Genomic DNA, 12631 nt, shown 5'->3' with positions numbered 1-12631 from the left:
CAATTTATTAAACTATATATCATATATATATGATATACTATTTATCACCAAATTTAATTTTCAATTATATCTTATAATTTCTTTGTTTTCGAACTACAAATTCATAGTCAAGTGGTTCTTTAACAAGAGAAGGTTTTTTATATTCTCCTTTGTATTCCCAACAAGAAACATAAGCATAATTTTCATCATCACGCAAAGCTTCTCCCTCCAAAGTTTGATATTCTTTTCGAAAATGACCACCACATGATTCCTCCCGATTTAAAGCATCTAATGCCATCAATTCACCTATTTCAAAAAAATCGGCCACACGTAAGGCTTTTTCTAATTCTAAATTTAATGTGTTAGGTTCTCCCGGAACAAATACATTAGACCAAAATTCTTTTCTCAAATCTTTTAACTTATTTAAAGCTGTATTTAATGATTCTTTGGTACGATCCATCCCTACATATTCCCACATAATATGACCTAAATCTTTATGAAAGGAATCCACTGTCCGATCTCCTTTAATGCTCATTAATGTAGCAATTTTATCTTCTATTGCTTTTTCAGCTTCTATAAACTCAGGTAAATCCGTACTAAAATGAGGAACACAAATTTGATCAGCAAGATAATTTTGAATAGTATAAGGAAGTACAAAATAACCATCGGCAAGTCCTTGCATCAAGGCAGAAGCTCCTAACCTATTGGCTCCATGATCGGAAAAATTCACTTCGCCAATAGCAAAGCATCCCTGAATAGTTGTCATCAATTCATAATCAATCCACAAACCACCCATTGTATAATGAATAGCTGGATAAATCATCATAGGCGTTTTATATGGATTTTTATCAACAATTTTTTCATACATCTGAAACAAATTGCCATAGCGAGTTTCTACCGTTTTTAATCCAAAACGATTAATAGCATCCGAAAAATCCAAATAAACAGCTAATCCAGTATTACCTACTCCGTAACCTGCATCACATCTTTCTTTCGTTGCACGAGAAGCTACATCACGTGGAACAAGATTCCCAAAAGCTGGATATCTCCTTTCTAAATAATAATCTCTCTCTTCTTCTGCTATATGAATCGGATCTAATCTATCTTCACGAATAGATTTTACATCTTCTAAGTTTTTCGGAACCCAAATGCGGCCATCATTACGCAAAGATTCAGACATCAATGTTAGTTTAGACTGAAATTCCCCATGAACTGGAATACAAGTCGGATGAATTTGAACAAAAGCAGGATTAGCGAATAAAGCTCCCTTTCGATAACATTGCATTGCAGCTGAAACATTTGAATTCATAGCGTTAGTAGAAAGGAAAAAAGTATTTCCATAACCACCAGAACCAATCACTACAGCATGAGATGAAAAACGTTCTATTTTTCCTGTAATCAAATTACGAGCAATAATACCTCGAGCACGACCATCTACGACAACCAAATCCAACATCTCATACCGAGTATACATTTTTACACTTCCTTTACGTATCTGACGACTCAACGCAGAGTAAGCTCCCAATAATAGTTGCTGACCAGTTTGTCCTTTTGAATAAAATGTACGAGAAACTTGTGCTCCACCAAAAGAACGATTATCCAATAACCCTCCATATTCACGAGCAAATGGTACCCCTTGTGCTACGCATTGGTCAATAATATTATTAGAGACTTCTACTAAACGATAAACATTAGCTTCTCTAGCACGATAATCACCTCCCTTAATTGTATCATAAAATAAACGATAAATCGAATCTCCGTCATTTTGATAATTTTTAGCTGCATTAATACCTCCCTGTGCAGCAATAGAATGAGCCCGACGGGGAGAGTCTTGAATACAAAAAATTAACACATTGAACCCTAGTTCTCCAAGAGAAGAGGCAGCTGAAGCTCCAGCCAAACCAGTTCCTACAACAATAATATCTAAACGACGTTTATTAGAAGGACTTACTAATTTTTGATAATTCTTATAACTAGTCCATTTTTTATCCAAAGAACCTTCCGGAATTTTTGCTTCTAATCGTATCATTTAATTAATGCATAAAGGGTGAAATAAATTGGAACAATAGCAAAACCAATCATAATAATCGTTGCAATAATATTAGAAATAAGCTTTAAACGAGAAAACCATAATTCATTATTCAAACCTAAAGATTGAAAGGCACTCCAAATACCATGCGTCAAATGAAACCAAAGTGATACCAACCACAAGATATAAATAAAAGAAAATATTGGATTGGAAAAAAGACCAATAACCAATTGTGATCCCCCTTTAATAGCATTTTTTAGATGAAAAAAATCTGAAAATTGCATTTTATACCAAAAATTCCGTAAATGAAGAATCAATCCTAAAATGATAACAAGACCTAAAACAAACATATTTTGCGCTGTCCATTCAGTCTTTGTTCCAATCGGTATTTTATACTTATCTGTTCCTCTTGCTTTCATATTTTGAAAAGTAAGAAAAGCCCCATATATGATATGGATACCAAATCCTCCAGCTAAAATAAATGTTACTAACACTGCATACCAATTAGCTCCAAGTGTTTCACATATCTTATCATAAGTTTCAGTAGAAAAAACCAAAACTAAATTCACAGACATATGAAAAAGTAAAAATAAAATAAGAAAAATACCAGAAACGCTCATAACAAATTTTCTACCAACAGAAGAAGATAATAGCCAATACATACTTTTTTCTATATTTTTATACTAAGTTGTTTTAATTATAATTGAAATACTTACTTCGAAAGTAAGCATTTTTTAGCACTATCAAATATTTTATTTCTTTATTTGCCCTATCATAATACCTTTGCAATATCATCCGTAACATGAAAAAAAATTGTTTAAATATAAAATTATGAGCATGTGTTCGCATATTATTCGGGAAACAAGTATAAAAAAAGTTCTTGAAACACTTTTCGCAACTGATAAAAAAAATAAAATACTAATAGAACGGGGAGTTAGACAAGTAGCTAAACTTTGGAAAATATCCGATGGAAAAAATAAAGAGTTTATACAATTCTGTGAAAAACACTATTATAGCGATTCAAAGAAAAAAGAAGAGATTTTTACTAAAATAAGTGAATATTTAGAAGCTATCAATGGTCACTTTAACGAAATATCGTTCCATTTGCAACGCCATATTCATGAAGATACAGGATCGCTAGAAAATATTGATGAATTGTTTGCTTCTTATACTCCAGAAGCACATCTATCTGAAGATTTATACACAAATAAGGTCGCTTTTCTTATTATTTTAAACTTTCCAAGAATGAAATTAAATGAAAAAGAACAGTTAGGGAAAGATCGTTTGTTATGGGCATATATGCGTATGGGTGATATATTTACTTTTCGTATTCCTGCTACCATTCAACAAGCATGCGCAACGGTTTTTAGAAAAGCGGATATGTATATATCTGGCTACCGCATCTACGTAGGACAATTACTTAAAAATGGAAAAAAATTGTTTCCTAAAGACCAAATTTTGCTGTCACACTGGGGATTAAGGGATGAAATAAAAGCTAATTACAACCAAGGGGAAAAAGCTTTGGAAAAACAAAAAACAATTTATGAAGTAATGAAACGTATTGTCTCACAAGAAATTCCAATGGAAGCTATTCAGTCCAATGATTATCATTGGGATCCATTCGATAATATTATTTATAAAAATGGAAAAATTAAAAAAGGAAACGTTGAAAAAACTACTCGTTATGAAATATTTATGCATAATTTTAAAGCACTACGAGCAATTGATGAATACACAAGTAATACTTATATAGAACGTCATTTTTTAGATGAAATGGAAATTTCAGTAGAAGATACAGAAAAACTCTTTCACCATTATCTTTCTTCTCCTGATTTACACATAATTGGACAAATTATATCCAAACGATTAAACAGAAAATTAGAAGGATTTGACATCTGGTATGATGGATTTAAATATCGTAGCAATGTAGGTGAAAATACATTAAGCAAAAAGACAAGTCGTCTATATCCTAATGCAAAATCTTTTGAAAAAAAGATACATATTATCTTAAAGAAATTGGGGTTTAATCCAGAACGAGCAAATTATCTGAGTAAAAAAATTACTGTTAGTGCTGCTCGCGGTTCTGGACATGCTTGGGGAACTGCAATGAAAGGACAAAGATCATATTTGCGTACCCCCATTTGTGAGAAAGGAATGGATTATAAAGGATATAATACAGCTATTCATGAATTAGGCCACAATGTAGAACAAACACTTTCTCTTTACGATGTAGATTATTATTTGCTGGCTGGTGTTCCAAACACTGCTTTTACTGAGGCTTTGGCTTTTATTTTTCAAAAACGTGACTTAGAATTATTAAGTTTCAAAGAAATAGAAAATGATCCTTCAAGAAAAACTTTAGCTTTATTTGATAAAGCATGGACTTTATACGAGATAAGTGGTGTATCCATGCTTGACATATCAATTTGGAAATGGATATACGCTCATCCTAATGCAACAACAGAAGAATTAAAAAATGAAACAATACGATTATCGAAAGAAGTTTGGAATAAATATTTTGCACCAGTATTCAAATTACAAGACCAAACCATATTAGCAATATATTCACACATGATAAGTAATCCTCTATATTTATCAGCTTATGCTTATGGACAAATAATTGAATTTCAACTAGAGCAATATTTACAAGGAAAATTTTTTGCTGAAGAAATAGATCGTATTTTCCGTATTGGACATTTAACTCCAAATCAATGGATGATGGAAGCTACCGGTAATACCGTATCAGTAATACCTTTGTTAAAGGCATTAAAAAAAGCAGTAAATGAATATTAATTAATTAATTATATTTGTGGAATAAAAGAATTTGTTCATCAGTATAGAGTATGGTTTATCTAAATTCGAAATTTGCAATCCAAATTTTCTAAGAAATAATGCCTCTCGTTATGTTAAAACCTCCATCATAGAAGGCGAATTGTATCCAAATCACTCGAGTTTATTGATATAAGAAAAAAAGAAAATACTTTCATGTCTACTGCTTGTAGCATATACAAAAAGTAATTCCCTTGTTTTTTGTATATGCTACAAGCAAGTGCTTCCTTTGGTTTTCTCAAACCAAGTATTACTTCATCATTTGTTTTAAAAATGAAAGAAATAACTTTCTTAATCAGAAGAAGAAGTAACATTAATTTTCTCTTTCATACATGATGCTTGGGAGATAATTTCAATCTCCTTGATACATTTTAAAATAGGAAAAATCACAAACATGACAATAAAACTTCGATTTATTAGAGATATCAGTAGTTTGTATAACATTAGGAGATTCTTCAATTTTTTTCCAAACCCCTACATTATGTCTCTTAAGGGACATAAAAAGCTATCAATTTTTACTGTAAATACGAATAAATAAAACTGCTCCTGTTAATAGCAATTTTTTCATAATTGTTTGAACTAATTAAAGGAGATTAATCTATTTCCTCTGATCATTACATTAATTATATCAACCATACATCTGATTTTAATCAATAAAATTAGCATTTATTGTCTGTACTATTTTTTCTATCAATGAACAATTCTTTGCTAGATAATAATTCTTACACAGTACGTATCTGACACAATCACAAAGGACAAAATAATATTTTGCCCTTTGTGATTGTAAATCTCTAGATTTAGTCAAAATCCACATTACTTACTTTTCTTCACAACCAAAACTCATCAGAGTACATCTTCTATTACATACTGTAATAGGACTATTAAAAAATCTTATACCCTCATACAATTCCCTTTTTTTAACTAATCGATTTTTTCAAAGTATAGAAAATATGATAAAAAACCCTTATTAATTAATCCTAATTTTACATATATTAAGCTATTAACTTGTATTGTCCACACAGACAAATACTATTATTAGGTAATAAGACTAATAATACCTTTCAGTAATTGATTTTTTAAACATTTTATACCTACACGCATAAAAACCATTTCCTCTACATTAGTTTTACAATCACTCAATCACTAAAAACTGAAAATCACAATAGATATTCACAAAAAATCTGTCTTCTATGATTTTATCATCTAATTTAATTGCGATGTAATTCTTCATTAGAAGATAGCATTGCAAAAAACCCAAGAATTCGAAAATAAAAAATTAAGATGTGATAAATATTTTATTCCAAATAAGCCAATTTAATTTTTACATCTACCTACCTAATAACACCAACAATACATTAATATCATTAGGAGAAACACCAGGTATACGACTTGCTTGAGCAATAGTCTCCGGATCTATACTTATCAATTTCTGTCTTGCTTCTGTAGAAAGAGAGCGTATAACAGAATAATCCACTCTACCACGAATTTTTATATTTTCTAATCGATTAATTTTTTCCGCAACATTTTTTTCACGAGTAATATATCCTTCATATTTTATAAGAATTTCTACTGCCTCTATTATTTCTTCCTTACGATCAGGAATTTTATCTAATTGTTCTCTAAAAACAGGTATTAAAAAAGAAATGGTATTAATTGTTAATTGAGGCCGAAGTATTAAATCAGTTAATTTTATTTTATTTCGTAATGGGCTTGATCCTAATGATTCTAAAGTGGAATTGACTTGACATGGATCCACAGAGTGCTGATAAGCAAAAGCGAGAATATTATTTATTTGTTCTTTCTTTTCTATCAAAGCATTATATCTATCTGAGCTTACCAATCCTATTTTGTAGGATTTTTCTGTCAAACGCATATCTGCATTGTCTTGACGCAATAAAATTCTATACTCTGCTCGAGAAGTAAACATACGATAAGGTTCATCTACACCTTTAGTTACCAAATCATCTATTAAAACTCCTATATAAGCTTCATTACGAGCCAAAATAAATGGTTTTTCATTATGGACATTAGTATGAGCATTTATTCCGGCAATTAATCCTTGTCCTCCAGCTTCTTCATAACCAGTCGTACCATTGATTTGTCCAGCAAAAAATAAATTTTTTATCAGTTTTGTCTCTAAAGAATGATTCAACTGTGTTGGATGGAAAAAATCATATTCGATAGCGTAACCTGAACAATAAATTTGTACATTTCTAAATGCCGGTATCTTTTTCAAAGCTGATAATTGGATAGAAATAGGAAGAGAAGAAGAAAATCCATTTAAATAATATTCTTGAGTATTTTTACCTTCAGGTTCCAAAAATAATGGGTGCTGTTCTTTACAAGCAAAAGTAACAATCTTTGTTTCAATACTTGGACAATATCTAGGACCAATACTCTTAATCTGCCCATTATACAATGGACTTTCGCCCAATCCTTTCCTCAGGACTTCATGACAAGCTTCATTAGTGTGTAATGTCCAACAACTCAATTGGTTTATCGGACGAAAAACAGAATCTAAATAAGAAAACTTATGAAAATCTATTTCTCCTTTTTGTTCTTCCATTAGAGAAAAATCCACACTACGTCCATCTATTCGGACAGGTGTTCCAGTTTTCATACGATTTTTCTTAAAACCAAGTTTAACTAATTGTTCTGTTATTCCAAATGAAGCAGATTCAGATACTCTCCCTCCATTAATTTGAGTCTTACCAATATGCAAAAGTCCATTTAAAAAAGTACCAACAGTCAAAACAACAGCTCTAGCTTGAAATTCAATATCTAAAATAGTCTTAACGCCAATGACAATACCATTTTTAATAATTAATTTAATAACCGTATCTTGCCAAATAAATAAATTTGGAATACTATCCAATATTCCTCTCCATTTTTTAATAAACTCTACACGATCTATTTGAGTGCGAGGGCTCCAAACAGCAGGTCCCTTTGAACGATTCAACATACGAAACTGAATAGATGTCTTATCAGCAACAATTCCCATTTGTCCACCCAAAGCATCTATTTCACGAACAATCTGTCCCTTAGCTATACCGCCAACTGCTGGATTACAACTCATTTGAGCAATTTTATTCATATCCATCGTTATCAAAAGTGTTTTTGAACCTAAATTGGCAGCTGCTGATGCTGCTTCACAGCCAGCATGACCTGCACCAACAATAATTACATCATAATCAAATGTCATAATTTATTTTTTTCAAAGCTTTATTTTCATTTTCTCTCATTGTTTTTTCTTCATTGAAGAATTTGTCACTGAATCCGCATAGATGCAAAATACCATGAATAATTACACGATGTAATTCCTCATAATAATTTGAATTATATTTTACTGAATTATATTTTATCACATTTGGAGCCATAAATAAATCCCCTGAAATTGTATTACACTTAGAATAATCAAAAGTGATAATGTCAGTATAATAGTTATGATTTAAATAAAAATTGTTTATTTTGAGTATTTCATCATCAGAGCAAAAAATACAAGCAATATCTCCCACTCCTTTTTCATAATCAGCAAGTATTTGCTTTATCCAACGGGTTACACTCCTCCTTTTTATCGGAGGAAGCTGAATATCCAAAGTTTTATAGGATATTGACATGATTCTAATTATAACTAGCGGAAATATGATTTTATTATAGAGTTAATGGACTGAAACAGTTAACTTTTAACTTTCTATTCATTTTATTTACCATTTATAATTATTATCCTAGAAAATCAATTAAAAGGAATAAATAGCAATTTTTAAGGTATATCACAATAGCGTAATTTGTATGTGAGCTATACAAATTTTATTCAATTGTAGAATGCCACACAATTGTAAGAAACATCAACTAATTATGAAAAGAAATATCTATATCCTAAACACATAAAAAATATTAAGTAAGTAGTAAAATTTTGTAGTTTTAATTTGATTGGTAGTTTAACAAAAAACCAAACCATTTTAATGTGCTTCTAACCAATTTTTTCCTACACCATACTCTGCTATAAGTGGTACTCTTAAACAAATAGCATGCTCCATTTCATAAACAACAATCTGCTTTACTCTATCTAGTTCATCGATAAAAACATTAAAATTTAGCTCGTCATGAACTTGCATAATCATTTTCGATCGTAAATTTTCATCCATAAATCGTTTATAAATTCTATTCATTGCAACCTTAATAATATCAGCTGCAGAACCCTGGATAGGAGCATTAACAGCATTTCGTTCAGCATACCTTCTTACAATTTTATTTCGTGAATTAATATCTGGTAAAAAACGCTTACGACGAAAAATAGTTTCTACATAGCCATTTTCTCGAGCAATAGCAATGCTTTTATTTATATGTTTTTTTACATTTGGAAAAATTGTAAAATATTCGTCTATCAGTTCTTTGGCTTCAAAACGTGAAACTTGCAATTGTTCTGCTAACCCAAACACAGATATACCATAAATAATAGCAAAATTGGCTGTTTTAGCTTTTCTTCTCATATCATGAGTTACTTCAGTAAATGGAACACCGAAAATATTAGATGCTGTTGCCAAGTGAATATCTTTTCCATTTTGGAAAGCCATTAACATATTTCTATCCTCACTTAAATGTGCCATAATGCGTAGCTCAACTTGAGAATAATCAACTGATAGAAATAAGCAATCATTATCAGAAATAAAAGATCGTCTGATTTCCTTTCCCTCTTCATTTCTAATTGGAATATTTTGAAGATTAGGATTAGCAGAACTTAATCTTCCAGTTGCTGTAGTTGCCTGATTATAAGTCGTATGAATCTTTCCATCTATCGAGCTAACCAAAATTGGCAAAGTATTTATATACGTGGTAAGTAATTTCTTTACTTTTCGATATTTTAATATTTTTTCTACAATCGGATGTTTATTCTTTAAGCTTTCCAAAACATTTTCATTAGTAGTATAATTCCCTGATTTAGTTTTCTTGGAATTTTCAATAATCTTTAAATGGTCAAATAGAATTTCTCCTACCATTTTGGGAGAATTGACATTAAACATTTTTTTCGATAATTGAAATATTACATTTTCCAAATCATTTAAATATTTGTTTAAAACTCTCGAAGAATCCTTAAGAGCAGAAATATCCAATTTTACACCAAATTCTTCCATATCTGAAAGAATCAATACTAAAGGTAATTCAGTCTGATAAAACAAATTAAAAAGGCTATTTTTGTTTATCATTGGTTCAAAAATAGTCTTCAGTTTCAACACAACATCTACACCTTCACAGGCGTAATTTATTAAAAGAGTTAAAGGTACCTGTTTCATATTTAATTGATTTTTCTTATTACCAATCAATTCTTCTAAATAAATAGTTTTATAATTAAGATATGTTTTCGCCAAATAATCTAAATTATGTCGATGTTCTGGATTAATTAAATAATGAGCTATTAATGTATCAAATATGGGATTACTTACCCGTATCCCATATTTTTTCAAAACGTTAATATCATATTTTAAGTTTTGACCAATTTTCAAAATTGTTTTGTTTTCAAAAATTTCTTTAAAAAAATAAATAATTCGCTGTATTTTTTCATTTTCTCCAAAAATAGGTAAAAAATAAGCTTCTCCCTCCCGTAAGGCAAATGATATTCCAATCAACTCATCGGATAAAACATTTATTCCATTGGGTTTCGTATCAAAAGCAAAAAATTTTTGAATTTTAATTTTTGTTGCTAAACTTTCTATGTCAGAGTATTTATCAAGTAAGCAATATTTATGTGGAACAGTACTCAAATCAGAAAAATTGGATAATGCAGTTTCAAGTTTTTCACTTTTACCATTTGTAAATTCAGTAAAAAATAAAACAGGAGAAGATTGTTTTTCTAAAACAATCTTCTTTTTTTCTCCAAAAATTCGTAACATCAATTGACGAAATTCTAATTTTTCGAAAATTTTTCTTAAAACGGGCTCATCTATATCTTTTCTTACAAGTTCATTAGGATTAAAATCAATAGGAACATCAGTTTTTATCGTTGCCAGAAATTTAGAAAAAAGTATTGTTTCCTTATTGGTTTCAATTTTTGTTTTTAACGATCCATGTAAAAGATGAATATTCTCAATTAAATTTTCTATGTTTCCAAATTCGGAAATCAATTTTTTAGCAGTTACCTCTCCAACTCCAGGACAGCCTGGAATATTATCTGAAGAGTCACCGGCTAAACCCAAAAAATCTATCATTTGAAGTGGATAAGTCAAATGATATTTCTCTTTAATTTCTTTTACTCCTAATATTTCAAATTCATCTTTTCCATGTTTAGGTTTATAAATAAAAATGTGTTCATCTACTAATTGTCCATAGTCCTTATCTGGAGTCATCATAAAAATTCTATAGTCCCTAGAAGCTTTTTTAGCAATCGTTCCTATAACATCATCTGCTTCATAATTTGGAACTTCTAAAATCGGAATATGATACGCAGAAATAATTTCTTTAATAATTGGTATGGACAATCGTATCGTTTCAGGTGTTTTCTCCCGTTTGGCTTTATATTGTTCAAATGCTTGATGGCGAAATGTAGAGCCTATAGGATCAAATACAATTCCAATATGAGTAGGATTTTCTCTTTTCAGAATTCCTTCTAATGTATTAACAAAACCAAAAATGGCAGAAGTATTAAATCCTTTAGAATTTATATGAGGTGACCTAATAAGTGCATAATAGGCACGATATACCAAAGCATAAGCATCTAATAAAAACAATTTCATACAAAAAAAAGAATTCAGAAATATATTAAGAAATAAATGTAAGCATATTATTTTTACATTTGTGGCTCAATCAAATTGACTTATGTTACAATTTATTATTCAATCTGTACAAAAAGAATTAGATACTTTTGACAAACTTTATATGGATACTTTACTTATTCCTACAAGTAAATTCAAAAATATGTTGAATTTTATTCTAAGTAGAAACGGAAAAAGAATTCGACCAATTATTTTAATTCTCTCTGCAAAACTTTGCGGAGAGCCTACTCTTAAAACTATAGAATATGCAGTAATTTTAGAATTATTACATGTTGCAACTTTAATACATGATGATGTAGTAGATAATACAATTCTTCGTCGGGGGACTCATTCTATTATGGCAAAATTTGGGAATCAGGCGGCTGTCTTATTAGGTGACTACATTCTTTCAAAAGCAATTGAACAAGGAGTTGAAACAAAAAATCTTGTCATTTTAAAAATAATAACTCATTTGGCACAAGATTTATGTGAAGGTGAATTAACACAATTAATTTCTTTTTCAAAAAAGAAATTAGTCAACGAAAATAGTTATTTCAATATTGTACGAAAAAAAACAGCTATTTTATTCTCTGTTTGTTCTGAAATAGGTGCCTTATCTGTTAATGCAGATACTAAAAAAAACAAGACTTTACAATTAATTGGAGAAAATTTGGGTATTTGTTTCCAAATAAGAGACGATTTGTTCGACTATTTTGAATCAGAAGAATTAGGAAAACCTACAAATAATGATATTCAAGAAGGTAAAATTACCTTACCACTCATTTATGCATTACAAATGGCACCAAAAGTAAAATCAGAACCTATGATGCTAATTATAAAGAAACAAGACTTTACATCCGAAAACGTTCAACAACTTATTAATTTTGCAAAAGAACAGAAAGGTATAGAGTATGCAAAAAAGAAAATGCTAGAGATAAAAATGAATACAATCGCTTTATTAAATCATTTTCCTCATTCGGAAGCAAAAATATCTATGCTTAAATTGATAGACTATGTTATTGAAAGAAATATATAAAGTTAATATAAT

The 12631-nt window shown here is 29.9% G+C and carries 7 protein-coding genes; 2 read left to right on the top strand and 5 right to left on the bottom strand.

What is annotated here, in order from left to right; all coding sequences use genetic code 11:
• Nucleotides 1-64: 64 nt before the first annotated feature.
• Complete coding sequence (locus tag ACZ5QM_RS01920; protein WP_464183271.1) at nucleotides 65-2008, bottom strand: fumarate reductase/succinate dehydrogenase flavoprotein subunit; 1944 nt, start codon at nucleotides 2006-2008, stop codon at nucleotides 65-67.
• Nucleotides 2005-2670, bottom strand: coding sequence for a succinate dehydrogenase/fumarate reductase cytochrome b subunit (locus ACZ5QM_RS01915; RefSeq protein ID WP_464183270.1), 666 nt, complete (start codon nucleotides 2668-2670; stop codon nucleotides 2005-2007). Before ACZ5QM_RS01915 ends, ACZ5QM_RS01920 begins: the two co-directional genes overlap by 4 nt.
• Nucleotides 2671-2839: 169 nt before the next feature.
• Between ACZ5QM_RS01915 and ACZ5QM_RS01910 the strand changes: the two genes are divergently transcribed.
• Complete coding sequence (locus ACZ5QM_RS01910; protein WP_464183269.1) at nucleotides 2840-4801, top strand: hypothetical protein; 1962 nt, start codon at nucleotides 2840-2842, stop codon at nucleotides 4799-4801.
• A 1363-nt stretch (nucleotides 4802-6164) separates the two neighbouring features.
• On the opposite strand, the gene mnmG is transcribed toward ACZ5QM_RS01910, so the two are convergent.
• From mnmG to polA, 3 genes are all read right to left on the bottom strand, one after another.
• Entirely contained in the window at nucleotides 6165-8039 is a 1875-nt protein-coding gene (gene mnmG / locus ACZ5QM_RS01905) for a tRNA uridine-5-carboxymethylaminomethyl(34) synthesis enzyme MnmG (RefSeq protein WP_464183268.1), read from the bottom strand.
• Nucleotides 8029-8454: an rRNA maturation RNase YbeY gene (ybeY, locus tag ACZ5QM_RS01900; protein WP_464183267.1), complete on the bottom strand. Its 426-nt coding sequence runs from the start codon at nucleotides 8452-8454 to the stop codon at nucleotides 8029-8031. Before ybeY ends, mnmG begins: the two co-directional genes overlap by 11 nt.
• A gap of 342 nt (nucleotides 8455-8796) precedes the next feature.
• The gene (gene polA, locus ACZ5QM_RS01895; RefSeq protein ID WP_464183265.1) at nucleotides 8797-11565 is read right to left on the bottom strand and encodes a DNA polymerase I; all 2769 of its coding nucleotides are present in this window, start codon (nucleotides 11563-11565) and stop codon (nucleotides 8797-8799) included.
• 82 nt (nucleotides 11566-11647) lie between these two features.
• On the opposite strand from polA, the gene ACZ5QM_RS01890 reads away from it, so the two are divergent.
• Nucleotides 11648-12619: a polyprenyl synthetase family protein gene (locus ACZ5QM_RS01890; RefSeq protein ID WP_464183262.1), complete on the top strand. Its 972-nt coding sequence runs from the start codon at nucleotides 11648-11650 to the stop codon at nucleotides 12617-12619.
• The last annotated feature ends 12 nt before the right edge of the window (nucleotides 12620-12631 follow it).

Source organism: Azobacteroides sp. (SeqCode), assembly GCF_055395615.1.
Note: the sequence above shows the minus strand (reverse complement) of the source record. Positions and strands in the feature narration are given on the sequence as shown.